The sequence below is a fragment of the Prauserella marina genome, assembly GCF_002240355.1.
Classification (GTDB): domain Bacteria; phylum Actinomycetota; class Actinomycetes; order Mycobacteriales; family Pseudonocardiaceae; genus Prauserella_A; species Prauserella_A marina.
Window position 1 is genome coordinate 3,408,926 of record NZ_CP016353.1, and the last position, 23,400, is coordinate 3,432,325.

The following is a 23,400-nucleotide window of genomic DNA, read 5'->3' on the forward strand; positions in this document are numbered from 1 at the left end:
GACCGGAGCTCACGTGCCCCTAGCCCGGCGGCACGTTCCGTTCCTGGCGCACGCGCGCCGCCTGCCTGGTGAGGTGATCGCGTTCGGCGAGGCTGGTAGCCGAACGCGCGGCCTCGGCGTACAACTCGGCGGCGAGACCAAGGTCGCCGGTGCGTTCATGAAGGTAGGCCGACACCGCCGGGTACCGGGGCAGCGCGGGGTCGACGTCGGCAAGCGCGGCCAGCCCGGCTCGCGGACCGTCGGCTTCCCCGACGGCGACAGCACGGTTGAGCCGCACGATCGGGCTACCGGTGAGCCGCAGCAGCTCGTCATACCACTCCACGATCTGCACCCAGTCGGTCTCGGCCGCGGTGGGCGCGTCGGCGTGCAGCGCGGCGATCGCGGCCTGCGCCTGATACTCACCCAGCCGGTCGGCCGACAGCGCGGTCTGGAGGATCGTCACTCCCTCGGCGATCAGCCCGGTGTCCCAGCACGAGCGGTCCTGCTCGGCCAGCGGCACCAGCTTGCCGCCGCGCCCGGTGCGCGACGACCTGCGCGCGTGGTGCAGGAGCATGAGCGCGAGCAACCCAGCGGCCTCCGGTTCACCGGAAAGCCCGGCAAGCTGGCGGGCGAGCCTGATCGCCTCGGCCGCCAGGTCGACATCCCCGCCGTATCCCTCGTTGAACACCAGGTACAGCACCCGCAACACGGTCGCCAGGTCACCGGGGCTGTCGAACCGGGCCCCCGCGATCCGCCGTTTCGCCCTGCTGATTCGCTGCGCCATCGTCGCTTCCGGAACCAGGTACGCCGTGGCGATCTGCTTGGTCGTCAAGCCGCCGACGGCACGCAGGGTCAGTGCGACCGCCGAGCCGGGAGCCAGCGCCGGATGCGCGCACAGGAAGTGCAGGCGCAGTGTGTCGTCCTCGGCGGGCACCAGCTCACCAGCCGGCGCGGCCTCCACGGTGAGTTCCCGTTCCCTGCGGGTCTTGTCGGCCCGTGCCGCGTCGAGGAATCTGCGCCACGCGACGGAGATCAGCCACGCTTTCGGGTCGCGTGGCTGCTCCTCCCGCCAGGCATCGAGTGCCTTGATCAGGGCCTCCTGCACGGCGTCCTCGGCCGAGGCGAAGTCAGCTCCGCGCCGGACGAGGACGCCGATCACCGCGGGCACGAGTTCCCGCAGCGGTGCCTCGGTCATTCGGTGACCACGGGCGGCTCGGTGAGGAACGGCCGCACTTCGAGCCATTCGTGGATCGGCTCGCCACCCACGCCGGGAGCCGCCGACAGCTCCCCCGCCAGTTCGACGGCACGGTCCCAGGACTCCACGTCGATGATCATCCAGCCCGCGATGAGGTCCTTCGTCTCCGCGAACGGCCCGTCGGTCACCGGGGGACGCCCCGCGCCGTCGTAGCGGACGAACGCGCCTTCGGGGGCCAGCGCCTGCCCGTCCACGAACTCGCCGGAACGTTCGAGCTTGTCGGCGAAGTCCCTCATGTACTGGATGTGCGCGTCGACCTCCTTCGGGGTCCACTGGTCCATCGGCGGGTAGTCGGAAACCGGCGCCGGGCCACCGCGGTAGTGCTTGAGCAGCAGGTACTTCATGGTGATCTCCTTCTGAGTCGCACGGCCGGGTGTGGCCGATCGTGTCCAAGGGACGGAGCGGCCGCGCCGTTCTCGACATCGCAGCCGGAATTTTCGCTGATTTTCTTCCAGCTCGCCGGTTATCTCCCCCACCGGCCTTCTCGCCGGGCCGCGGTGATCTCGGCGAAGCCGGGCACGCGCATCCTGCCCTCGGCGATCAACCGTTCCGCACGGGCGACGTTGATTCGCGACCACGGGCTCGCCTTCCGGCGACGGGAGTAGCGCTGGAGGTAGTAATGCTCGTCGAGCGACTTACGGTTGCTGTCGATCCAGCCGAAGCACAACGCGACATCCAGAGCCTGCTCGATGGTCACCGAGGTGACCGGCGCGTTTTTCTTGGCGATTCGCAGCCACGCCTCGGCCGCGCTGTCGTGGTGCCCGGCCAGCCATGCCTCCCAAGCTGCCGCGTCGGGAAAGAGCATCATCGGTTTCCTCCCCTCGTGGGCCCGGCTCTCCCGGATGTCGCCGGTGACCTCAGTCTCCACGGCAAAGTGTTCATCTCGTGAGCGCTTTGCGGAGTGGGTTTTCCCGGCGACACTGGAGTCATGCGCGCTGACCGGCTCGTCGCGGCCCTGCTGCTGATGCAGGCGCGAGGCAGGGTGACCGCCGCCGAGATGGCGCGCGAACTGGAAGTGTCCGTCGCGACGGCCCGCCGTGACCTCGAAGCACTGTCGGCCGCGGGGATACCGGTCTACCCGAGACAGGGCCGGGGCGGCGGCTGGTCACTGGTCGGCGGCGCGCGCACTGACCTGAGCGGGCTCTCGGCCACGGAAACGCAGGCGCTGTTCCTGCTCATCGGCCCTGCCGCCTCGGCATCGGGTGAGGTGAAGGCTGCGCTGCGCAAGCTCGTCGGCGCGCTGCCGCGCACGTTCAGGGCGGACGCCTCCGCCGCGGCGCGGGCCACCATCGTCGACCCCGCGCGCTGGGGCGGCAGGGACCATCCCCGGCCCGAACTGGTTCCACTTCTCCAGTCGGCCGTGGTGTCGCGCCGCAAGGTGCGGCTGGGCTATGTGAACAACGCGGGCCACCGGAGCACCCGGCTGATCGACCCGTGGGGCCTCGTCGACAAGGACGACATCTGGTATCTCGTCGCGGGAACCGACAAGGGCCAGCGCACCTTCCGGGTCGACCGGATGCTCGACGCGGAGGTCACCGAGGAAACCGCGGCCCGCCCCGAGGACTTCACGCTCACCGCCGCGTGGAACGACGTGGTCACCGAGGTCGAACGACGGCGATCACGAACGAGCGCGACCGTGCTCGTCGAGACCAGGTTCGTCCCGGTACTGCGCGATCAGTTCGGCACCCACTGCCGGGCGGAGGACCACGACGGCGAACGCAGCCGTGTCACGGTCGCCGCGCCGACACCGCTGGACATCGCCAGACAACTCGCGGGTTGGGGAGCCATGATCGAGGTCGTCGAACCCAGCGACGTGCGCCGGGAACTCCACCGCATCGGCACCGAACTCGCCGGCCGCTATGCCAGCGGGCATTGACCTTCCCTTGGGGCATCGACGGCACCACATACGTGCCGGTCGCCGCCCGGTGACCAGCAGAACCTGGCCACCGGGCGCCGTTCACGTCATCGACATCGACGCACGGGGACAGCTAGACCAGATCGGCGCCGTAGGGCTGGGTGATGACCTCCATGCCGTTGCCTCCGGGATCCCGGAAGTACACGCCACGGCCACCGTGGTTGTAGTTGATCTCGCCGAGTTGTTTTCCTTGCGGGTCGGCGTGATAGGTGACCTCGGCCTGCTGAATCCGCCGCAGAATCCCGTCGAATTCCGATTCGTCGACGAGAAACGCGTAATGCTGCAATCGCAGATCTTCCGGCGGAATGGTCGCGAAGTCCAGTCGCACGCCATTGCTGGTCTCCAATGGAATGAACGGGCCCCACTCTTGCCCCAGTTCCACATCGAGGATGTGCGCGAGGAATTCAGCGGATTCGCGATTGTCTTTCGACGGAATGATCAGATGGTTGAATTGAACCGACACTGTGCGATGCCTCCACGGGCATGTCACAGGCACCTCCACGCTCACCCGGCCGGTGACCAACGCGCGATGCCGTGCGCTCACCCTAACAAACGGCGGCACGGCGCGCGTGCACCGTGCCGCCGTTTGACCGGCGGGGCACCGGAGATGCCCCGCCGGGCGTCACTTCGCCGGAACCATCGTGTCGTGCCAGCCGAGTGTCTCGACGAGACGTTCGTCCACCACCGCGGACAAGGTCTCCATGTAGGTGGCCGTGACGTGGTTGTCGTCCATGTAGACCAGGACGTTGCCGATCACCGGCGGACAAGTGTCGGCCGTGCAGTAATAATCACTCAGGTCCACAAAGGACACATTCGGCGGTATGCCCGGTGCCGTCTCGTACGGTGCCTGCGGCGCGTACATCTCGCTTCGCGGAGTCGAACACTGGTTGGCGTCGACGCCGTGCATCTGCACGCATTCGGACGGTTCGAAGGAGAACCTGGGGTTGTCGCGCATCGCGACGACGGGGATACCGGCCTCGTTGAGTCGTTGCCACTGGGCCACGTACCCCTCGGGGGTCCACTCCTTCAAACCGACCCGCACGTCCCTGGTGCCCATGGTCATCACGGCGTCCGGTTTGGTCTCGATGATCTCCTCGATCACCGCCGCGTTCCACGGAACACATTCCTCGTTGTTGGGCAGATCCTGCGTCGCGGTCAGCGGGCAACCGCCCCTGCCCATCGAGATGATCTGCCAGCCCCGCTTCTCCACCAGCGGCCGCAGCGCGGCGATGTACTGCTGGGAGTGCGAATCACCGACGACCACGAGCCTGCGCAGTGGCGGTTCCGTGGGATCGACCGTGCAGACCCGAAGTTCCTCGTGCCGCGCCGAGGTCGTGCACTCCTCGTCCTCAAACGTGTCGAACTGCTCGGGCAGCGCGGCGAACGGCGGCACGATGTCGGCTTCCAGGTTGAGGATGGGGCCGGGAGCAGTCATCACCTGCGCACCGGGGTGATCGGGATCGTCGAGGTCCAAAGCGAAGGACGCGCGCTGCTTGCTCACGATCTGCCATGCGCCGGCGACGCCCAGCACGACGACGAGGGACAGGGCGCCGAACCGGTAGGCGCCCCACTTGTTCTTGGCGCCGATCTTGGAGTCCCTGACCGGCTTTTCCACGATGTGGTAGGTGAGAATCGACAGCACCACCGACGCCGCGATGACGACCGCGCCGCCGCGCAACCCGACCTCGTCCCTGCCCCTGACGATCATGTAGAAGATCAGGACGGGCCAGTGCCACAAATACAGCGAGTAACTCAGGTTGCCCAGGTAGATTAGCGGGCGCGAGGAAAGGAACCTGTCGGCACCCACCTTGCTGTCCGTGGCCCCTGCCAGCAGCACCAGCGCCGCGGACATGGTCGGCCACAACGCGGCGTATCCGGGAAAGACCGTGCCGACCTGGAGGATGAGCCCGCAGGTGACCAGCCCGATGAGGCCGAGCCAGCCGAAGCAGATCCGCAGTGCGCGCGGCAGCGAGATCACGTTGATGATCAGCGCGAGCAACCCGCCGAGCGCGAATTCCCAGATCCGGGTCAGCGACATGAAGTAGGCGAACGGCTGGTCGACGTTCGTCAGGAACACCGAGTAGGCCAGCGAGGCCGCGAACAGGACCGCCATCGACGCGAAGATGGTGCGGCGTATCCCCCAGCCCGCGCCCTTGGCAACCAACACCACCAACGCGATCACCAGCGGCCAGACCAGGTAGAACTGGCCCTGGATCGACAAAGACCAGAAGTGCTGCACGACGCTGGCCGTGCTCTGCTGGGCGAAGTAGTCCACCGAGTCGGCGGCGAGTTGCCAGTTCTCAAGGTAGAGCGCCGAGGCGACGACCTCGCGAATGGTCTGGAACCACCGGTGTTCCGGCAACCACAGCACCGCCGCGACCATGGTGGCCATGAGGACGGTGAGGGCGGCGGGGAACAGCCGCTTCATCATCCGGCCCCACATGGGCCGGAACTCGATGCGACCGCGCACGCTCGCTCTGTACAGCTGGCCCGTGATCAGAAAACCCGACACCAGAAAGAACACGTCGACGCCACCGGAAATCCGGTCAAGCCACACGTGGTACACGACCACCAGAATCGCCGCGAGCGCACGCAATCCTTGCAGCTCCGGGCGAAATTTCCGGTCAGTCTGTGTCGTCGCGGCTTTGGGCACACGTGCTCGCAGCAGGACCATCCGACAGTTTCCTCCGCGGCCGTTGATCAACCCCTACCAAACGCTGAGACTGTACTAGGGGAACGGCGCGGTTCCGTCAGTGGTGTGTTCATGCCCTTTATGGACATTCCCTTACCTGGGAAAACAGGGGGTAGTGACCGTCGGTCGCGAAGCCTCACGGCGTCACACCCGCCCTCGCTTCCACCAGCCGGAAAGTAACGAGGGTCCCGTAACAGAAAGTTCCACCGTGCCTTTTTTCGTGGCCCACAACGTGCCGTGACCTCGCGGCGTTCCGATTTCCTTGCCGGGCAACGACTCCGCGTGCCAGCCAAGGCACGCTCCGTTGTGTACTCGACAGGTTGTGGCCATGATCTTGCTCACTGGCCCGCGCACTCCGTGACCGGTGAAGCTCCCGCACGGACGCCCCCCCCCCGGGGGGCTCGTTGCTGGTTGTCCGTTTCGCTCCCTGGCCGACCTGGAGTTCGGTACGCTCCGCGGCGCGAGAGCACGGCCGCCGTCCGTGCCAGCGGGGCGCCAGAGGGGGAGAGCCAGTGAATCAGCAGGGTTATCCAGTACCACGGCAGTCACCCGCGAGGCAGCCGGCGTCACCGGGTGTCCTGGTCGGGGTGAGCCTCTGGCGGTTGCTGATCGTGGCGTTCGCGTTCATCGGTTTCGGCTCGATCGTCGGTGAGCACGGCTGGGAATCCGCGGGGCCGGGCCTGAGCCAGCAAGCCAGCCTGCTCGTGGGCGTGGTGTACACCGGTTTGCTGTGCTATCCGCTTTTCACCGGCGGGAAGGCGCACGAGCCGCGTTCGCCGTGGCTGCGCGGCGCGATGACGGTGTTGTTGCTGCTGGTCGCGGTGACCTTCCTGACGATCATGGGTGGCTCGCTCGACGAGACGTGGTCGCTGTTCGAGCACCTGCTGACCCCGCTGGTGGTGCTGATCGACTGGGCCGTGGTCGGGCGCAACCAGGCCAACGTGAAGTGGTGGCATCCGCTGACGTGGATCGTGTTCCCGGTCGCCTACCTCATCTATTACCTGGCCGCCGACGTGGGCCTCTATCGCGGCTTCCTCGATCCCGACAGCAGTGGCTTCGCTGGGACGATCCTCGGTTTTCTGGCTGCGGTGATCGTCGCGGGTTACGTGCTGTACGGCGTCGCGAAGCTCAAGGCGGCCGCGGCCGCTGGCAACCAGGCACACTCCCCGTACCCACCCGCACCCCAATATTCGCAGGGGCCGTACCCGCCGGGGCACCAGCATCCCCAGCAACCGGCGTATCCATCGCCGCGAGATCCGTGGCAGCGCTGACTCCGCGAGTCCCCCGTCCAGGACGCCGAGTTCCGCGCTCAGGGCCACGAGATCCGCGTCCAGCACAGTGAGTTCCGCGCTCGCCTCACTCCGAACCAGCGGAGGCATCCGCCCGCCCCGGACAGCGCGCGCACGGAACTTCGTTCAACCGAGCCGGGTGAGCTGTCAACGGAGCTCGCCCGCGCCGCGCGACCCACGTTCGGCGACGAACGCCGTTCGTTCCGGTTGATAGTTCGTGGAGGGATGTCGCGGGTACCTCGCTCGGCGCGGTCGCGCAGGTGTGAGATGCCCGTTCGCGTGGCGCTCCGCTCCACCTGTGAGTCCGTCTTGGCCGCGTTCGTCGCGGTCCGGACGCCACGCCGGTTCTCCCGCCCCGGTGAGTAATGCCCGTTCGCCGCTCGCCTGAAGTCCCGCTGACACCTCGGTGCTCCCCCGGGGCCGCGCTGACGCCCCGCCGCACTCCTGCGGTCTCCGCCTACGCCCCGCCGTTTTTCGCGCGGCCAGCTGTTCCCGCGCGCGGGAACAGCTGGCCGACGACCCGCGCGAACGGAGCCAGTCACGGGGATCACCTGCCCGTTCGCGGTGTGCGACCGCCTTGGGCGAACTTCTCAGGCCGCCACGAGCGCGGTTCTCGATGTCCTGGACGCGGATCTCACGGCCTTGAATGCGGAACTCACCGTCCTGGGTGCGGATCTCGGCGTCCTGGACGGGGGACTCGCGCACGGGCCAGCACGCGGAGCAGGGCACCCAGCGCGCCCAGCAGGCCGAACGCACCGATCGCGCCCAGCACACCGAGGAGCTGGTGTTGTCTGCGCACCCTTCGCCGCACGGCGCCGTACGGCACCGTCGAGAAGGACACCAGCTCGTAGCGGGACACGTACCGGCCCGGCAGCGCGCGTTCCAGGGCGTGCTCGACGGTTTTGCCCAGTTTGAACAGCGGCGAGGCGACCTTGTCGCGCATCTCCACGAAGTTGGCCAGCGCCATGCTCGCGATCGCCTCGGTGTCGGTGCGCCGCCGCTCGAACAGCGCCAGCGCGGCAGGCCAGTCGCCGCCGGCCGCGTCGAGGCAGTCCTCAAGCACCACGACATCCTCGAACGCGCAGTTGGCGCCTTGCCCGTAGAAGGGAACGATCGCGTGCGCGGCGTCACCGAGCAAACCCACGACGCGCGCTCCCGCCACCACCGCGTGCCAAGGCGCGCACCGGACGGTGCCGAGCACACCGACAGGGTTGCGCTGATAGTCGGTCACCAGCTCGGGCAGATACGGCTCGACGTCGGGGTAATTCTCCCGGAAGCAGGCACGAATGGCGGTGGGGGTGTCCAGCGCGGCGAAGCTTCCCGCGCCACTGTCCGGCCAGAACAGGGTGCACGTGAAAGACCTGTCGGGGTTGGGCAACGCGATCATCATCGACCGGCCGCGTGGCCAGATGTGCAGCGCGCCCTCATCCACGACGAACCCACCGGACCCGGCGGGGACGGTCAGCTCCTTGTATCCGTAGTCGAGAAGGTCGACCGTTTCGGAGCTGAGCCCGTGCCGGACGAGCTCGCCACGCACGGCCGAACGCGCGCCGTCGGCGCCGATGACGACCGGCGCCGACCCGGTCCGGACACCGTCTGGGGTGCTGAACCGCAGTTCGCCGCTCGCGGGATCGAACCGGTCGAGCCGGTGGGAGAACCTGATCTCGATGTTCGGCCGCGCGTGCGCGGCGGTGAGCAGGACGTTGTTGAGCGCTCCCCTGCTGATCGAGTTGATGGCCAGCGTGCCCTCCGCGCTGTAGGGCTGGAAATCCAGTTCCCCCGCCACCGGGTGGATCATGCGTCCCCGCATGGGCAGCGCGTCGGCCAGTACGGCGTCCTCAAGCCCGATCCCGCGCAGCGCGGCGATCCCGCGTTCGGACAGCGCGAGGTTGATGGAACGGCCCTGCTCTGGTCCGGTGAGCCGGGGGTCGGCTCTGCGCTCGTAGACGATCACCCGCTCACCACGCCTTGCGAGATAGCAAGCCAGCAGGCAACCGGTGAGTCCCGCACCGACGATCGCGACCGATGGGCTGCCGGTCATGAGACCTCCGGGAGAAGCGCGGCCAGCGCGGCAGCGGCCCGCCAGCAGTCGTGGTGGGTCGAGTACAGGGCGGTCGGCGCCATGCGCAGCACATCCGGTTCCCTGGCGTCGGCGACGACCCCGAATTCGCCGCTCAGCCGGGAACACAGCGCCGCGGCACCGGTCCCGACCCTGATCGACACCTGGCTTCCCCTGCGCGGCGGATCCGCTGGGGTGAGCACGTCCGCGCCGATACCTTCCAGCAACTCGTACAGGTAGCCGCTCAGCCGCATCCCACGCGCCCTCAGCACGTCCATGCCGATGTCGTCGAACAATCGCAGCGACGTCAGCACCGGCGACATCGCCAGTATCGGCGGGTTCGACACCTGCCACGCATCAGCACTGGCCGGTGGGCGGGAAACCGGTGCCATCTCGAACCGGGTCTGTTCCTCCGTGCTCCACCAGCCTTCCAGCCGGGGCGGCCCCGCACCGCCGAGATGCCGCTCGTGGACGAACGCTCCGGCGACCGCACCGGGACCCGCGTTGAGGTACTTGTACGAGCACCACGCGGCGAAGTCGACCTCCCAGTCGTGCAGCCGCAGCGGCACGTTGCCTGCCGCATGGGCGAGATCCCAGCCGACGACCGCCCCCGCCGCGTGCCCAGCCGCGGTGATGGCCGAAATGTCCAGCAATTCTCCCGTCAGGTAGTTGACCCCGCCGAGCAACACCAGCGCGATGTTCTCGCCACGCGCGGCGAGAACATCGCGCACCTCGTCGGCCGAACGGGCGCGCAGTACCGTGCTGTCGGGATCGAGACCGTGGAAGACGGCCTGGCTGCGCACCGCGTAGCTGTCCGAGGGGAAAGCCGTGTCCTCGATGAGGATGCGGGTGCGCGTGCCCCGGGGACGGTAGAACGACACCATCAGCAGATGCAGGTTCACCGTCAGCGAGTTCATGACGACGGTTTCGCGTGGCAGCGCGCCGACAAGCCGCGCGGCGGGTTCGGTCAGCAGCGCGTGATACGGCAACCACGGGCGCAGGGCGTCGTGGTGACCTTCGACGCCGAGCCTCGCCCATTCGCCGAGGTCTTCGAGCAGCCGGTTCCGAGTCGCCACGGGTTGCAGGCCGAGTGAGTTTCCCGCGAGATAGGCGGAATCGGAGTAGCGGCCACCCCTGGCTGGAGGGATCAGGAACCTGTCGCGATGTCCGGGGTCGGCGGCATCGCGATCGAGCGCGCCCGATTCGGCCGCGCCGAGCGCCATCGCGGCCGTCCCGCCGTCCGGGTCGTTCATGACCGCACCTCCGTGGCGTCACAACAACAACACCAGCAATAACACACCGCCGCCGCCCGTGCCGCACCATCGAAGATCAACTTCGGTGACCCCGGTCCCGCACGCCACCGCCGATCTGTTTTGATCTTGGCTCGCGGCCCGCACGTCCCGCGCCGCCGGAGCCGTACCGAGCCTCCACTTTTCGTTCGGATCAAGGGAGAACCATGGACCTGCCACCGGTCCCAGCCAGCGTCACCGCCTTGATCGCCTCAGGGAATCTGCCACCCGAACTGGCCCCGTTGTTCACAGCGGAAGGGCAACTGGCGGCCGACACGGACTGGGCACACGTCGCCGAGGCAGGAGAAGACCATCTCGCCGCCTCCCCCGACGAACCCCACCGCGCGGCACTGGCCCTGGCCTGCGCCTACGGCCGCCTCGAAGACGCCGACGACGGCGTCGCCGATCCCGAACGCATGGCAAAGGACACCAGCAAAGCCATCACCCTGCTCGAACTGGCCGAGGCAACCGGAATCAACGAGGACGAGACCGCGCCCCTGTGGTCGTTCGCCCACCGCATGGAAGACCTCGCGGCCGAACTCATCGACGAAAACGCCGACCTGGACGCCTACATCACCGAACACGGAACGACCCCACGCGAACAACTGCACACCAAGCTGCGCGACGCACACGACCGCTACGCGGCAGGCGACCGCGCCGCCGCGCTCACCCTGTTCCGCCAAGTCGCCGAAACCGACATGTGGCTCACCTTCAGCGGCGGCGGCGACATCACCGAACCCATCGACATCGCATGGTGCCGCCTGCTCGACGACGCGGCCCACTCCGAAGGACCGGACGCGGCGCGCGAGATCTGGCGGGAAGCCGCCACCGCCTACCGGGGCGCGACCTTCCCGCGCGTCGACCACGCGTGCCCCCTGATCGACGTACTGCTCGGAACCGGCGTACCGGACATCGTCGCGGCCATCGCCGACATGCGACTACGAGCCGCCGCGCCGGACCAACCCTCCGGACTCCTGCCATGGCCACTGGACGAACACGAACGCCACATCCTCGACCTCGCCTCGGCCGAAATCGCGGCCTCCGGCTGAGCACCAACGCCGAAAGCCGGGCAAAGGCCGGAATCCCATGGCGCGCAGCACTTGCCGCCACCCCGGCCTCGAACCGGCATCCGCGCTGTTCCCGACCTTCGACGGTGACACGATCGGGTTGGAAGGTTTACGGACCTTCCCAGCCCACCACCACCGGCGCTTAGTGTGTTGCAGTCGGACGATGGGGAGGTTGTCCTGAATGGTGGTGTCGAGTATGTCGCCGGAGCAGACGGAATGGCTCGATCGTCAAGCAGACGACGCGCGAGCCGTCATCGCGGACCTGCACACGGCGGCCATGCGAGCGTTACTCGCGGGCACCGGAAACAACGCCACCACACAGGACTCCGAGTCATCGTCGCCGAAAACCGGCTGGTTCCACATTGATTCGGCAACCACCAGCCCGGCCGAGTGACACATGACCGAGCACAGTGGACGGAAAACGGTTCACGCACACAAGCCCGTCACCCGGCAACCCCGCGTGACGCGGACCAGCGAACAGCCTTGAGATCCCGCACCTCGCTCTGAAGGGATGAGTTGTGCGCGCCACTGAGATACAACTGCTGGTGGGCGACAAGGTCACCTACACCGCAGCACAACCCACGAACCACCAAGAACCCCGCGAGCACGGAAGCGTTGTCGCGACACCTGTTTTCGACCGCTACACCACCACGTGGTGGGTTCCGGTCCGCCCCGACGGCGCCGCGGCCGACACCGAGCCGGACTGGGTCAGCGGACGGCGGATCGTCGAGGTCGAGTCAGTGCCATGAGCACACCGACGACACCGGCCGACGTCCACACCGAAAGGCCACCGGCCGATGGCGAACGCACCCCGATCTTCGACGAGGTCGTCAACCAGAGCGGCTACCACTGGCCCCAGGCGTGGCCCCAGGAGTCAGCCGACGAACCCCGCGGCTGACGCCGCTCGACCCCACCCAGCCCCGAAAGATGATCAACAGAACCGGCCGGGACTATAGTGCCCCCATGCTGCCTCACCGGGACTTCACACTCCGCCCCGCCCCGAATGAGCGGAGCGCGCGGGCATGAGCACACCCGTCGCGCCGGGAACCCCCTGCTGGATCGAACTGGCCACCCCCGACCTCGACCGCTCCATGCGGTTCGGCCAAGAACTCTACGGCTGGCACTTCGAACGCGTACGCGACTCGGCCGGCGAAGACTACGTCATCGCGCTCCTGTTCGGAGAACCGGTAGCCGGCCTGCGCCGCCACCCAGCCGACATCCTCGACTGGACCGTGTACCTCGCCACCGACAATCTCAGCACCGCGGGCAACCACGCGAGCAAACTCGGCGGACGAGTACTCCACCCCCGACCACACGCCGTACCCGGAGTCGGCACGAAAACCCTCATCGACGACCCCAGCGGCGCCACCGTCGGCCTACTCCAACCAGCCGCCGACTGGGCCTTCACGGCAGGTGTCCCCGGCGCACTGATCTGGCTGGAGTTCGTCACCCGCAGGGCAACACTCGCCGACCGGTTCTTCGGCAGCCTGTTCGGCTACGACCAGCGCCAGTACGGCAACGGCAGGACCATCGACTACGTCGTCTACTCCCACGGCGACGACTCGGCCATCGGCAGAGTCCGCATGGCAGCCGACACCCCCGCCGACGTACCACCCCGCTGGATCGCACACTTCGCCGTCGACCCCGACCTCGGATTCGACAACACCCTGCAACGCGCGAGAGCCGCAGGCGCCAGGCTCCGCTTCCAGCCCTACACCAACTCACTCGGCAAAGTCGCCGTCATGTCCGACCCACTCGGAACCCGGTTCGCCATCATCGACCCCTCACTGGCCTCCGAATGGACCTTCGGCTCCGCGGCCGACGACCCCTACGACGACTGACCCGGACCGGGACGGCCCCAACGGCCGCCCCGGTCCACCGCACAGCACGGCAAAACCCGATCAGGCCCCGAAAACCGACACCTCGTCGACCGGCCGCACCTCGACCGCCCCGAACCTACTGTCCGGAAACCGCGACGCGATCTCCACCGCACGCCGCTCACTCTCGCAATCGAGAACGAAATACCCGGCCAGAACCTCCTTCGCCTCACCGAACGGCCCATCGGTCACCACCGGAAGCCCATCCACCGGCCGCACCGTCCTCGCCCGCGCGGGAGACCCCAGCGCAACACCCGACACCAGCTCACCCGAGGCCACCAACTCGCTCGCCAACACCTCAGCCTCACCAGAAACCTCGGCCCGCTCCCGCTCGGACAACGCCTCGAACCCCGCGTCCCGCTCGAACATCGGATGCTCCCACCGCGTGGGGTTGCTGTAGATCAAGAGCAAATACTTCACTCCGGCTCCTCCTCACCACGCTTCGCGGCGACACCAGCCACCCCGACCACATTCCCCTCCGGATCCACGAACCGACCGACTACAAGACCACCGGGCTCCGCCTCCGCCGGTTCCGGCCCCAGCACCACCGTCCCACCTAGCCGCCGCGCCTCACGCAAGGCTTCCCCCACATCGTCGACACCCACATAAAACAACGCCCTGCTCGCATACCCGGCACCACCGGCCACCCCGCCATTGATCCCCATCACGCCCTCCTGCTCCGTCGTCGCACCATCGACGAACCCGTACTCACCCGGCGCCGACACCGCGTCCGTCGCGGCATCACCGACCTGGAACCGCCAGCCGAACAACGCGCCATAGAACTCACGTAGCCCAACCGGATCCGAACCGATCACCTCGAAATGCACGACAGGCTGTCCCATGATCTCCCCTTCCGTAACCGACCGGCGCCGCCCAACGCGACGCCACCCCCATAGGTCGAAGCCACGAACCCCCGCTCGACATCCCCACCACAATCGCGCCCCGAATCACCCACCCACCGGATAACGGCCGAGCACCCCACGCACCAGAACCCGGGTCGCCGACCCCGTATCCACCAGCGAACCCGTCGTCAAGCCCGTGAACACGATCCCCAGCACCCCCATCTCCAGCACCTCGGCATCCTCGTCGCTGATCGCGATCCCCGCGGCCACACACTGCTCGACGATGAGAGCACGCCTTCGAGCCAGCGCACCCGCCAGCACACGTCGTACAGCCACGTCCCTCGTACCAACCAGATGCAACTCGAACAACGCCAACGGCTCGTCCGAAAGATCAGTCACCATCGACGTCAGCACCGTCACCAGCGCCTGTTCAAGGTCGGCAGGCTCAAGCGGGCGCACCACCTGAGCGGCCACCCGCTCGTCCAGCCGCGTCATAAACCGCTCCACGATCCCCGTGATCAGCGCCTGCCGCGTCCGGAAATACCGCGACGTCGTCCCAGCGGGAACCCCGGCAGCGGCATCCACCGCCCTGTGCGTCAAGCCATGAGAACCCTGCGCGGCAAGCACCCCGATACTCGCGTCGGCCAGCAGATCTCTGCGTTGCGAATTAGGACGCGGCACGGTCGGCTCGTTCTCCTCGTTCAGCGGTTTCCACAGGACCACACCATTCCAGCAGCGCCGACCCCAGCCGGTCGCGGTGTCCGGCCCACGCCACATAGCCGTCCGGACGAACAAGCACCGCCCTCGGCCCCACCGCACCTACCGGAACACCCGTCACCACCCGCTCCGCCCACCACCCAGTCAACAGCCCGGGCTCCCCGGCCAGCACGACGAACCTCCCCTCCCGCAACAACCGGTACAACCGGTCGCCGCCCGCCAGTGCCCAATCCGGCGCCCTGCGCCCGGCAAGCCGGTCGGCGCCCGGCGCGTACGCGATCTCCAACCCCGACAGCACACCGAGAATCCGGCGCCGCCCCGCGACGGTGCGCAATGCCGCCGCCATCGCGACCCGGTTCAACCGCTGCCGGACCCGCGACCTCGTCAACACCAGCCGTGTCAGGTGATCCGTCATCGCCAGCACTCGCTCACCAACGGGATGCCGTTCCGAGTGATAACTGTCGAGTAACCACGGCGGTGCCTCGCCTCGCACCGCCGCGGCCAGCTTCCAACCGAGATTCACCGCGTCCTGGATACCGGTGTTCATGCCCTGTCCACCGATCGGCGAGTTCACATGCGCCGCGTCCCCCACCAGGAACACCCGCCCCGACCGGTACCGGCGAGCCTGCCGTCGCTGCGCCACGAACCGCGAGAACCAGCGCGGTTCACTCATCCCGTAATCGGTTCCCGCTATCCGCACGAACGCGTCCCTGATCCGCCCGAACCGCGCTTCGTCCCGCTCGTCGTTGTCGAGCAACCACGCGCCGACCCGGAACCAGCCGTCGCCGAACGGAAGCGTCACCACCGCCCCCGCCTCGCCGATCTGAGTGATGGGTGGCGTCGCACCGGGAATCCGCACGTCCGCGAGCAACATCGGCAGGTCGTAGGTCTCGCCGGTGAACCCGACATCGAGCAGGCCGCGCACGGTGCTGTGTGCCCCGTCGGCCCCCACGACGTACCTCGCATCGAGTTCGGTCCCATCGTTCAACCCGACCCTGACCGAGTCCGGAGACTGAACGAGCCCGACGACCTCGCCTCTGAACATGCGCACCCCAAGCGCTGAAACCCGCTCTCGCAGCGCCCGCTCGGTGCCGCTCTGCGGGACGATCAACATCATCGGATAGCGGGTGCGCAGGCGCCCGAAATCCACTCGCGAGGCATAGCCGGGGTGGACCGTCCGCATGGGATTTCCCTCCGCGACCAGCCGGTCGGCGAGCCCACGAGCGTCGAGCAGTTCCAGCGCTCTGGCGTGCAAGCTGAAAGCTCGCGTGACGCCGCTTTCGCCGTCCCGTTTCTCGACGATCACGCACGACACCCCGCGCATGGCCAGTTCGGCTGCCGACATCAGTCCCGCTGGCCCGGCCCCCACGACGATCACGTCATACATGAAGCCCCCATTCGCTACATTCGTATCGCTACATTTATAGCGCATACGGCCCGCGCGGGCCAGCACTCCGTTGGTGCTGGTCAGCCGAGTGCGGCACACTCACTCCTTCACCGGCCGACAATGAAGGAGTCCCATGTCGTTCACCGAAGAAGAGGCTGCCTACCTGCGCTCACAGCCCGTTGCCCGCCTGGCCACGGTCGACGAAAAAGGGCAACCCGACGTCGTGCCCGTCGCTTGCGAGTACGACGGCAGCTACCTGTGGGTCGGCGGAGTCGGCGCCGGCGTCCTCGCCACGCGCAAGTTCCGCAACGTCAACGACGGAAACCACCGGGTGGCACTCGTCGTCGACGACCTCGTGTCCTTCGATCCCTTCATTACCAGGTCAATGCGGATCTACGGCCACGCCGAACAACCCTTCGAAAGGGTCGGAATGGTCGGCCCCGGCACCTTCATGCGCATCACGCCCACCGTGTCGTGGAGCTGGAACCTGGAAGGCGCACCAGCGGGCGAAACCTGGTATCGGCCCCGCAGGACCGAACACGGATCACCGCCCTCGCCCTGAAAATGTTGTCCGTCCGGAGCGGTTTTTCATGGTTGCTTAGGTGGGCAAAGGAGGTGTTGTGCGCGCCAATGCCCGGCCGTATAGGCCGTTATACACCTGACTATCGTGAGTGCCATCCGCCTCGGCGAGGTCGACACCCTCCCCCTTCACAGGGGCGACGTCGCGGCCTTCAGCGACTCCCCCGCTCCGCTATCGCGGCGCCCGCCTTGTCCCAGTTGTCATGCAGACGGTCCACATAGGACTGTGCTTGCGACCCCGGTGTCACTCCCCTTGCGAACTCCGCCATGTTGCCCGCTCCCGCGTTGTATCCCATGGCAAGCAGGTCGTCCCTGCTGTAATCGCCCGGAAGCTCCGCGGGGAGTTGCGCGTCGAGGTCGTGCAGGTGCCAGGCCGCGGCCTGGACCGCGAGATCCGGATCGTCCGGTAGCTCATGCCAGTCGCGGTCGGCGAAATCCCTGCCCTGTTTGGTGTCGTTGAAAGCGGCCTCGTGCATGTTCGCGATGCCGAAAGCCGCATCGGGGTCGATCCGCTGCCAGGCCCGCTGCAACGCCGGATCATGCGGTTTGTACGACTCGTTGTACAAAACGGCCATGAGCAGCCTCGGATTGATGCCGGCGGCGGTGGCGTGTTCCACGACGGGCTCCGCGAAGCGAGCGACCTCGTCCGAGCCGTCCTCGGGTGAACTCAGTTCACTCGCGGCACCACCCTGCTGTCCTGAACCGGGCCGCTGCTCGTCACGCGTACCGGCCCACCACACCACGAGCACGACGACGGCCATGACCACGATCCAGCGGCCCCGCTTGCGTGCCACGAGCGTCTCCTCCCCTGCTACCCGAGATCCACGGTACCGCCGACCCACCTGGCGCGGCATGCGCTGAGTCCACAGTGGTCGTGGGAGTACGCCGAAACGACCACACTCCCGGATCGGTGGGCATAAGGTGTCGACGGCGGTCAGCGAGACCGGCCGGAGAGGACATGGCACATGACGGTCGGGCGAGCACGCACCAGGCGATTCACGACGATGCTTGTGGTGGCCATGGCCATGGTGACAGCGGGTTGCGCGACCCCGGTCGCCGGAGAACCCCGGCCACGGCAGAGCGCCGAGGACGGTCCTGAGCGGCAACCGCGACAGCCAGGCAGCTACCAATACGTGGCTGGCCTATGCGAACAACTCGACTTCGGCGCGCTGGACGCGCTGTCCTACATCGCCGACAGAGGTGGCAGCGACACCCACACCCCTGGGTCGCCGTACTCTGCGACCAACTGCCGACTTCTGCACAGCGGACCGGGCGAGACCAGGGGAAACACCTCGCTGCGCATCGAGTATCTGCCCGACCCCGCCGTCGGTCCCGGCACCTACGAACAGCATCTCGAACAGTTTCGGGACGGGGCGAAAGAGACCTCGCGGCCGGAGGGCGACTGGGAGCAGGCCGAACTCGCCATCGGCGACGGCGTACACCCGACGGCGGTCCGCATGCTCATGCAGGACGGAAACCTCTGCCTGCGCCTCGACGTCGCGCTCGACGGGCTGGCCGCCGACGATCAGGTCGCCGGAATCCTCCCCTCCATCGCCGACGAGGTCAGGGAACTCTCGGCGACCTGAACCCCACGCCGCGACGTGTTTCGGGGCTTTCGAGGAAACGGAAACGACGAGCTTTACCGAATATTTCGGGCGCGCTGGATCAGCTCGCCGGCGTCGCCGAGGACGCGGCCGTGATTCCCCGCCGCACATTGTGTTCTCGCCGCGAGGTTTATGTCAGCGCTCGGTGGTAGAACAGACCGATACCGGAAACGGGCACTGAGGGGTTAGGAGCTTTGATGAGTTTCTGGATTTGCCGCACCTGCGCGGTCGAGCACGCCGAAGCACGCGGAACCTGCGCCATCTGCGCCGACGAAAGACAATGGGTCCCATCGACGGGTCAGCAGTGGACGACGCTGGCCGAACTCACCGACGAGGGCAGACGCACGGAAATCACCCCACTCGAACCGGGACTTTCCGCCGTCACCGCCAACCCACACGTGGGAATAGGGCAATACGCGAAATTGCTGACCACCCCCGCGGGGAGCCTGCTGTGGGACCCCATCGGCTTTCTCGACAAGGCCGCCGTCGACGCGATTCTCGAACTCGGGCCCGTCGCGGCCGTCGCGGCCAGCCATCCGCACATGTTCGGTGTCCAGGTCGAATGGAGCAAGGCGTTCGGCAACGTACCCGTGTTCGTCAGCGAACCCGATCTCGAATGGGTCGCCAGGCCCGATCCGGTCATCACGCCGTGGAAGGAGACCGTCGAGGTCCTGCCTGGCGTCACCATGACCCAGCTCGGCGGGCACTTCCCCGGCAGCGCGGTCGTGCACTGGGCCGGTGGCGCCGACGGCAGGGGCGTGCTGCTGAGCAGCGACACGATCTTCGCCAACCCCGATCGCACCTCGGTGAGCTTCATGCGCAGCTTCCCCAACCGGATCCCGCTGTCCGGAGCGGTCGTCGAGCGGGTGACCAGCGCCGTAGAGGAGTTCGCTTTCGACCGCCTCTACGCCAACTTCGGCAACATCATCGACAGTGACGCCCGCGAGGTCGTCCGGCGATCGGCGGACCGGCACATCGGCTGGGCCAGGGGCGACTTCGATCACCTGACCTGAACACGGGGCACCGAGGGGCCGGAGTAAGCCGACGCTCGTGGTCCGCCCAACGGGAACACGTCCTCGCGGCCGCCCGGTTTCTCCTATCGTCGCCGGTTGAGCCCGCCCGTGATGCCTTCGGGCGCACGGCATCGCGGACGGGAGCACGGCCACGGCGAGGAGGAGTTCCATGCTGGAGGGACGGCTGGCCGGCCGGACCGCGATCGTCACCGGAGCGGGCGCGGGACTCGGCAGGGCGGAGGCGCTGGCGCTCGCCGGCGAGGGCGCCAACGTCGTCGTCAACGATCTCGGCTCCGCCGCCGACACGGTGGCCGCCGAGATCACCGAGGATGGTGGCTCGGCCATCGCGGTCACGGGCGACGTCGGCCACTGGCCGCTCGGCGACTCGCTCGTGTCGGCGGCGGCCGACACGTTCGGTGGACTCGACATCGTCGTCAACAACGCGGGCGTCACCCGTGACGCCATGCTGTTCAACCTCACCGAGCGACAGTGGGACGACGTGCTCCGCGTCCACCTCAAAGGTCACGCGGCGGTGTCCGGGGCCGCTTCCAGACACTGGCGGGCAGCCTCGAAGGCGACCGGGGAGCCCTGCTACGGCAGGGTGATCAACACGGCGTCGGAGGCATTCCTGTTCGGCTCGGCTGGACAGGCCAACTACGCGGCGGCGAAGGCGGGCATCGTGGCGCTCACCCTCGCGACCGCGCGGGGCCTTGGCCGCTACGGGGTGAAGGCCAACGCCATCTGCCCTCGTGCACGCACCGCGATGACCGAGAACGTGTTCCCTGGCGGACCGCGCGACACCGGAGCGCGCGGACTCGATCCGCTCGCCCCTGAGCGCGTCGCGACGTTCGTCACCTACCTCGCCTCCCCCTCGGCCAAGGACATCAGCGGCCAGGTTTTCGTGGTGTACAACGACCTGGTCGCGTTAATGGCGGCACCGAAGGTCGAGCACACGTTCACCGCGGCCGACGGCGCGTTTTCGCTCGCCGAACTCGATTCCCGGATATCCGGCTACTTCGAGGACAGGCTGCCAGAGAAGACCTTCGCGGCCTCCGAAGTTTCCACATTGGACAACACGGGCACCGGCTGAGACGATCGCCGGGTCAGGCGTCGCGGGCTTCCCGAGATCCGGCCGTGGCGCTGAGCCGACCTCTGGCGACCTTTCCCGTCGCGGTGCGAGGAAGCTCGCCGAGCACGACGAAATCGCGCGGCACCTTGTAGGCGGCGAGGTGAGTCCTGCCGAAAGCGATGAGGTCCTCGTCGTCGACGGTCGCTCCCGGTCGTGGGACGAGGAAGGCCACGAGCCGCTGTCCCTGTCTGCCGTCGGCGACGCCGACCACGGCGATGTCGGCGACCGCGCCGTGCCGGGTGAACACGTCCTCCACCTCGGCCGGGCGCACGTTGAAGCCGCTGACGATCATGCTGTCCTTGCTTCGGCCCACCACGGTCAGCAGCCCGTGCTCGTCGGTTCTGCCGAGGTCGCCGGTATCGCACCACTCGGTGTCCCTCGCCCGCCCCCTGTCGGTCGCGTATCCGCGCACCACGTTGAAACCGCGTACGAGGATCCTGCCTTCCGTGCGCGGCGGTAGCGGCTCCCCCGCTTCGCCCGCGATCCTGACCTCGACCCCCGGTACGGGCGCGAGCTCCGGGCCCGCCGCGCCGACCTCGCCGGGAATCCGGCCGAGCGCGACCGTCCCACAGGTCTCGGTCATGCCGTACCCCACGACGATCTCAGGAATACCGAGCAGATCGCAGGTCGCCCGCATCGTCGGCGCCGAGATCGCGGTGCTGCCGGTGATCGCGAGGCGGCAGGTTCCGCCGATGGCGGCGCGTCCTCCGGAGGCGAGGTCGTGGTAGATCGTCGGCGGCCCCGCCAGCACCGTCAGCCGTTCGTCACGAATCAAGGTGGCGAGCTGGCCTGCGGCATACCGCCGCGCGAGCCGCACGTAGGCACCCGCGATGAGCGAGATGAGCAATACGCCGTTGAGGCCGAAGGAATGCGCGAGCGGAACGACACCCAGCAGCCGGTCGTGTTCGGTGAGCCCGACCGTGGCCGAGACATCGGTGTAGAGGCGCAGGAGCTGCCGATGGGTCATGGCGACGTACTTGACGGCGCCACTGGTTCCCGATGTCGGGAGCACGACCGCGGCGGAATCCGGGGAGATGTGCGCAGGGGGCGGATGCCCTCCTCCAACGTCGAGGTCGGCGAAGGTCAGTACCGCGAGGGGGCTGGGGCCGGTATCGGGAGTGCGGCCACTGCCCGTGCTGGCCTCGCCGGGGGTGGTTCCGGGTGATGTCGTCGACGGCGGTTCGTGCCGTGTCGTGGGCGGTTCGGTGATGACCAGCCGTGGCCGGAGGCTGTCGAGAATGCGAGTGCGTTCGGTGTGGCTGCTGCCGTGGCCGATCGGCACGACCGTCGCGCCCGCGTAGCTGGCTCCGAGTGCCGCCACGACCCATGGCACGCAGTTGGCGCCGATGAGGGCGACCCGGTCGCCCGCGCCGACGCCGAGCCCGGCGAGCTGGGCCGCGACCGATGTCGCCGAGGACGCCAGATCGGCGTAGGACAATGCGCCGTTCTCGTCGCCGACGGCGAGCCGCCCGCCATGTGTGGTCGCCCGCGCCGTGCACAACTGCGTCAGCGTCAGCGGCTCGGCTGCGGGGCGCATGCGCGGATTGAACCACGAGCAGCCCGGTACTCGCACGCCGTTCCCGGCCAGCAGCACCACCCGCCGCGCCACGCCGCCGAGACCCGCGTCCGTGCGCGAGTCCCCCGTCCAGCCCGCCGAGATCCGCGTCCGCGCCCGCGAGCCCTGCGCCCATGTCGCCGAGATCCGCATTCGCGACGTCGAGTTCAGCAGTCCGGCCATCGAGTTCCGCGTTCACGGCGCCGGGAACTGCCCAGCGGTCCGCCGACCGGGGCACCACGCCGCCCGGTGGCTAGCCTCGCCGGAAACCGAGAGGTCGAGCTGCCCGAACCCGGTGTGGGCTGCCTGAGCCCGGAACGCGGATCTCAGCGGCCCCAGCGCAGAACTCGCCGACCTGAGTGCGGATCTCGCCGACCCGGGCGCGGGACTCGCGGGGCAACCGGCGGTCAGGCGGTGGCTCCACCATCGACCACGACATCGGTTCCCGTGGTGTAGGCGCTGGCATCGGAGGCCAGGAACGCCACCGTCACCGCGATCTCCTCCGGCGAAGCCGGACGAGGGATCGGCAGGTGACTCAGATCCAGGTTCGCCGCATCCACCATCGGCGTGTCGACGGCACCGGGACACACGCAGTTGACCCTGATCCCCAGCGGGGCGAACTCGCGGGCGGCCGAACGGCTCGCGCCCCGCAAGCCCCATTTCGACGCCGCGTACGGCAGCGCACCGGCGTGCCCCCTCATCCCGGAGATCGAGGCGACGTTCACGATCGACCCGCCACGGGACATGACCGGGACCACCGCCTTCATCCCGAGCACCGGCCCGACGAGGTTGATGTCCAGCAACGCCCGCAAGTCGGCCTCCGGCCAGTCGGCGAGATCGTTCTTCCAGTACACGCCCGCGTTGTTGACGAGGATGTCGATCCGCCCATACCGGCCGGCGACGGTCTCCACGACCCGCGCCCACCCGGCCGCCGACGCCGTGTCATGCGAGAGGTACGTCGCCCGGTGACCGAGTTTCGCCGCCACCGCCTCACCGTCGGCATCGTCCACATCGGTCAGTACCGTGTCGGCCCCCAGTTCCGTGAACAGCGCCGCCTCCGCCGCTCCCTGCCCGCGTGCCGCTCCGGTGATCACCGCGACCTTGCCGGTGAGTCCCATCAGCTCGGTGTCCTTCATCGAGTTTCCCCATCTC

General features: G+C 68.0%; 25 protein-coding genes. 11 read left to right on the forward strand and 14 right to left on the reverse strand.

Features of this window, described 5'->3' with window-relative positions; genetic code table 11:
* Positions 1–19: 19 nt before the first annotated feature.
* The 3 genes from BAY61_RS15940 to BAY61_RS15950 all read right to left on the reverse strand — a co-directional run bounded on the left by BAY61_RS15940 (position 20) and on the right by BAY61_RS15950 (position 2,102).
* Positions 20–1,174 carry an RNA polymerase sigma factor gene (locus BAY61_RS15940; RefSeq protein WP_091804586.1) on the reverse strand — a complete coding sequence of 385 codons (1,155 nt, stop codon included), beginning with the start codon at positions 1,172–1,174 and terminating at the stop codon, positions 20–22.
* Complete coding sequence (locus BAY61_RS15945) at positions 1,171–1,578, reverse strand: YciI family protein (RefSeq protein ID WP_091804589.1); 408 nt, start codon at positions 1,576–1,578, stop codon at positions 1,171–1,173. The genes BAY61_RS15940 and BAY61_RS15945 overlap by 4 nt, the downstream gene beginning before the upstream one ends.
* A gap of 119 nt (positions 1,579–1,697) precedes the next feature.
* Positions 1,698–2,102 carry a YdeI/OmpD-associated family protein gene (locus tag BAY61_RS15950; RefSeq protein ID WP_211323572.1) on the reverse strand — a complete coding sequence of 135 codons (405 nt, stop codon included), beginning with the start codon at positions 2,100–2,102 and terminating at the stop codon, positions 1,698–1,700.
* Positions 2,103–2,162: 60 nt separating this feature from the next.
* On the opposite strand from BAY61_RS15950, the gene BAY61_RS15955 reads away from it, so the two are divergent.
* On the forward strand, positions 2,163–3,110 hold the full coding sequence (locus tag BAY61_RS15955) for a helix-turn-helix transcriptional regulator (protein ID WP_091804591.1): 948 nt from the start codon (positions 2,163–2,165) through the stop codon (positions 3,108–3,110).
* Between the two features lie 112 nt (positions 3,111–3,222).
* On the opposite strand, the gene BAY61_RS15960 is transcribed toward BAY61_RS15955, so the two are convergent.
* A complete protein-coding gene (locus BAY61_RS15960; RefSeq protein WP_245866142.1) occupies positions 3,223–3,612 on the reverse strand; it encodes a VOC family protein in 390 nt (129 codons plus the stop codon).
* A 159-nt stretch (positions 3,613–3,771) separates the two neighbouring features.
* Positions 3,772–5,823 (reverse strand): acyltransferase family protein, encoded by a 2,052-nt coding sequence (locus tag BAY61_RS15965; RefSeq protein ID WP_091804594.1) that lies wholly within the window; start codon positions 5,821–5,823, stop codon positions 3,772–3,774.
* Between the two features lie 605 nt (positions 5,824–6,428).
* Here BAY61_RS15965 and BAY61_RS15970 point away from each other — a divergent pair.
* Positions 6,429–7,112 carry a hypothetical protein gene (locus tag BAY61_RS15970; RefSeq protein WP_176879705.1) on the forward strand — a complete coding sequence of 228 codons (684 nt, stop codon included), beginning with the start codon at positions 6,429–6,431 and terminating at the stop codon, positions 7,110–7,112.
* A gap of 673 nt (positions 7,113–7,785) precedes the next feature.
* On the opposite strand, the gene BAY61_RS15975 is transcribed toward BAY61_RS15970, so the two are convergent.
* Positions 7,786–9,171, reverse strand: coding sequence for an FAD-dependent oxidoreductase (locus BAY61_RS15975; protein ID WP_091804597.1), 1,386 nt, complete (start codon positions 9,169–9,171; stop codon positions 7,786–7,788).
* Entirely contained in the window at positions 9,168–10,442 is a 1,275-nt protein-coding gene (gene kynU / locus BAY61_RS15980) for a kynureninase (RefSeq protein WP_211323573.1), read from the reverse strand. The genes BAY61_RS15975 and kynU overlap by 4 nt, the downstream gene beginning before the upstream one ends.
* 203 nt (positions 10,443–10,645) lie before the next feature.
* On the opposite strand from kynU, the gene BAY61_RS15985 reads away from it, so the two are divergent.
* The 5 genes from BAY61_RS15985 to BAY61_RS16000 all read left to right on the forward strand — a co-directional run bounded on the left by BAY61_RS15985 (position 10,646) and on the right by BAY61_RS16000 (position 13,386).
* Positions 10,646–11,527, forward strand: a complete 882-nt coding sequence (locus BAY61_RS15985; RefSeq protein ID WP_091804599.1) for a hypothetical protein — start codon at positions 10,646–10,648, stop codon at positions 11,525–11,527.
* Between the two features lie 199 nt (positions 11,528–11,726).
* Positions 11,727–11,939 (forward strand): hypothetical protein, encoded by a 213-nt coding sequence (locus BAY61_RS15990; RefSeq protein ID WP_091804602.1) that lies wholly within the window; start codon positions 11,727–11,729, stop codon positions 11,937–11,939.
* A gap of 124 nt (positions 11,940–12,063) precedes the next feature.
* Positions 12,064–12,294: a hypothetical protein gene (locus BAY61_RS15995; protein ID WP_091804605.1), complete on the forward strand. Its 231-nt coding sequence runs from the start codon at positions 12,064–12,066 to the stop codon at positions 12,292–12,294.
* Complete coding sequence (locus BAY61_RS32920; protein ID WP_170140194.1) at positions 12,291–12,443, forward strand: hypothetical protein; 153 nt, start codon at positions 12,291–12,293, stop codon at positions 12,441–12,443. The genes BAY61_RS15995 and BAY61_RS32920 overlap by 4 nt, the downstream gene beginning before the upstream one ends.
* 124 nt (positions 12,444–12,567) lie before the next feature.
* A complete protein-coding gene (locus tag BAY61_RS16000) occupies positions 12,568–13,386 on the forward strand; it encodes a VOC family protein (protein WP_091804607.1) in 819 nt (272 codons plus the stop codon).
* A gap of 60 nt (positions 13,387–13,446) precedes the next feature.
* On the opposite strand, the gene BAY61_RS16005 is transcribed toward BAY61_RS16000, so the two are convergent.
* The 4 genes from BAY61_RS16005 to BAY61_RS16020 all read right to left on the reverse strand — a co-directional run bounded on the left by BAY61_RS16005 (position 13,447) and on the right by BAY61_RS16020 (position 16,368).
* A complete protein-coding gene (locus BAY61_RS16005; protein ID WP_091804610.1) occupies positions 13,447–13,842 on the reverse strand; it encodes a YciI family protein in 396 nt (131 codons plus the stop codon).
* Positions 13,839–14,264, reverse strand: a complete 426-nt coding sequence (locus BAY61_RS16010) for a VOC family protein (RefSeq protein WP_091804614.1) — start codon at positions 14,262–14,264, stop codon at positions 13,839–13,841. Before BAY61_RS16010 ends, BAY61_RS16005 begins: the two co-directional genes overlap by 4 nt.
* A gap of 105 nt (positions 14,265–14,369) precedes the next feature.
* Complete coding sequence (locus tag BAY61_RS33360; RefSeq protein ID WP_245866144.1) at positions 14,370–14,945, reverse strand: TetR/AcrR family transcriptional regulator; 576 nt, start codon at positions 14,943–14,945, stop codon at positions 14,370–14,372.
* Entirely contained in the window at positions 14,932–16,368 is a 1,437-nt protein-coding gene (locus BAY61_RS16020; RefSeq protein ID WP_091804620.1) for an FAD-dependent oxidoreductase, read from the reverse strand. Before BAY61_RS16020 ends, BAY61_RS33360 begins: the two co-directional genes overlap by 14 nt.
* A gap of 133 nt (positions 16,369–16,501) precedes the next feature.
* Between BAY61_RS16020 and BAY61_RS16025 the strand changes: the two genes are divergently transcribed.
* Entirely contained in the window at positions 16,502–16,930 is a 429-nt protein-coding gene (locus BAY61_RS16025) for a PPOX class F420-dependent oxidoreductase (RefSeq protein ID WP_091804623.1), read from the forward strand.
* 169 nt (positions 16,931–17,099) lie between these two features.
* Here BAY61_RS16025 and BAY61_RS16030 read toward each other — a convergent pair whose 3' ends face one another.
* Entirely contained in the window at positions 17,100–17,741 is a 642-nt protein-coding gene (locus BAY61_RS16030; RefSeq protein ID WP_245865131.1) for a transglycosylase SLT domain-containing protein, read from the reverse strand.
* Between the two features lie 171 nt (positions 17,742–17,912).
* Here BAY61_RS16030 and BAY61_RS16035 point away from each other — a divergent pair, with 171 nt between their 5' ends.
* The 3 genes from BAY61_RS16035 to BAY61_RS16045 all read left to right on the forward strand — a co-directional run bounded on the left by BAY61_RS16035 (position 17,913) and on the right by BAY61_RS16045 (position 20,654).
* On the forward strand, positions 17,913–18,533 hold the full coding sequence (locus BAY61_RS16035; RefSeq protein ID WP_091804625.1) for a hypothetical protein: 621 nt from the start codon (positions 17,913–17,915) through the stop codon (positions 18,531–18,533).
* A 215-nt stretch (positions 18,534–18,748) separates the two neighbouring features.
* Positions 18,749–19,564 (forward strand): MBL fold metallo-hydrolase, encoded by an 816-nt coding sequence (locus tag BAY61_RS16040; protein ID WP_091804628.1) that lies wholly within the window; start codon positions 18,749–18,751, stop codon positions 19,562–19,564.
* 169 nt (positions 19,565–19,733) lie between these two features.
* The gene (locus BAY61_RS16045; protein ID WP_091804631.1) at positions 19,734–20,654 is read left to right on the forward strand and encodes an SDR family NAD(P)-dependent oxidoreductase; all 921 of its coding nucleotides are present in this window, start codon (positions 19,734–19,736) and stop codon (positions 20,652–20,654) included.
* 13 nt (positions 20,655–20,667) lie between these two features.
* On the opposite strand, the gene BAY61_RS16050 is transcribed toward BAY61_RS16045, so the two are convergent.
* Complete coding sequence (locus BAY61_RS16050; protein ID WP_091804633.1) at positions 20,668–22,431, reverse strand: class I adenylate-forming enzyme family protein; 1,764 nt, start codon at positions 22,429–22,431, stop codon at positions 20,668–20,670.
* 224 nt (positions 22,432–22,655) lie between these two features.
* Positions 22,656–23,384 carry an SDR family NAD(P)-dependent oxidoreductase gene (locus tag BAY61_RS16055; RefSeq protein WP_170140195.1) on the reverse strand — a complete coding sequence of 243 codons (729 nt, stop codon included), beginning with the start codon at positions 23,382–23,384 and terminating at the stop codon, positions 22,656–22,658.
* Between the last annotated feature and the right edge of the window lie 16 nt (positions 23,385–23,400).

What these genes read in the sequence shown, in the direction of transcription:
- BAY61_RS15940 (WP_091804586.1), bottom strand. Translation starts at nt 1,174, where the DNA reads ATGACCGAGGCACCGCTGCGGGAACTCGTGCCCGCGGTGATCGGCGTC.
- BAY61_RS15945 (WP_091804589.1), bottom strand. Translation starts at nt 1,578, where the DNA reads ATGAAGTACCTGCTGCTCAAGCACTACCGCGGTGGCCCGGCGCCGGTT.
- BAY61_RS15955 (WP_091804591.1), top strand. Translation starts at nt 2,163, where the DNA reads ATGCGCGCTGACCGGCTCGTCGCGGCCCTGCTGCTGATGCAGGCGCGA.
- BAY61_RS15965 (WP_091804594.1), bottom strand. Translation starts at nt 5,823, where the DNA reads ATGGTCCTGCTGCGAGCACGTGTGCCCAAAGCCGCGACGACACAGACT.
- BAY61_RS15975 (WP_091804597.1), bottom strand. Translation starts at nt 9,171, where the DNA reads ATGACCGGCAGCCCATCGGTCGCGATCGTCGGTGCGGGACTCACCGGT.
- kynU (WP_211323573.1), bottom strand. Translation starts at nt 10,442, where the DNA reads ATGAACGACCCGGACGGCGGGACGGCCGCGATGGCGCTCGGCGCGGCC.
- BAY61_RS15985 (WP_091804599.1), top strand. Translation starts at nt 10,646, where the DNA reads ATGGACCTGCCACCGGTCCCAGCCAGCGTCACCGCCTTGATCGCCTCA.
- BAY61_RS15990 (WP_091804602.1), top strand. Translation starts at nt 11,727, where the DNA reads ATGGTGGTGTCGAGTATGTCGCCGGAGCAGACGGAATGGCTCGATCGT.
- BAY61_RS32920 (WP_170140194.1), top strand. Translation starts at nt 12,291, where the DNA reads ATGAGCACACCGACGACACCGGCCGACGTCCACACCGAAAGGCCACCG.
- BAY61_RS16000 (WP_091804607.1), top strand. Translation starts at nt 12,568, where the DNA reads ATGAGCACACCCGTCGCGCCGGGAACCCCCTGCTGGATCGAACTGGCC.
- BAY61_RS16010 (WP_091804614.1), bottom strand. Translation starts at nt 14,264, where the DNA reads ATGGGACAGCCTGTCGTGCATTTCGAGGTGATCGGTTCGGATCCGGTT.
- BAY61_RS16020 (WP_091804620.1), bottom strand. Translation starts at nt 16,368, where the DNA reads ATGTATGACGTGATCGTCGTGGGGGCCGGGCCAGCGGGACTGATGTCG.
- BAY61_RS16025 (WP_091804623.1), top strand. Translation starts at nt 16,502, where the DNA reads ATGTCGTTCACCGAAGAAGAGGCTGCCTACCTGCGCTCACAGCCCGTT.
- BAY61_RS16035 (WP_091804625.1), top strand. Translation starts at nt 17,913, where the DNA reads ATGACGGTCGGGCGAGCACGCACCAGGCGATTCACGACGATGCTTGTG.
- BAY61_RS16040 (WP_091804628.1), top strand. Translation starts at nt 18,749, where the DNA reads ATGAGTTTCTGGATTTGCCGCACCTGCGCGGTCGAGCACGCCGAAGCA.
- BAY61_RS16045 (WP_091804631.1), top strand. Translation starts at nt 19,734, where the DNA reads ATGCTGGAGGGACGGCTGGCCGGCCGGACCGCGATCGTCACCGGAGCG.
- BAY61_RS16050 (WP_091804633.1), bottom strand. Translation starts at nt 22,431, where the DNA reads ATGGCCGGACTGCTGAACTCGACGTCGCGAATGCGGATCTCGGCGACA.
- BAY61_RS16055 (WP_170140195.1), bottom strand. Translation starts at nt 23,384, where the DNA reads ATGAAGGACACCGAGCTGATGGGACTCACCGGCAAGGTCGCGGTGATC.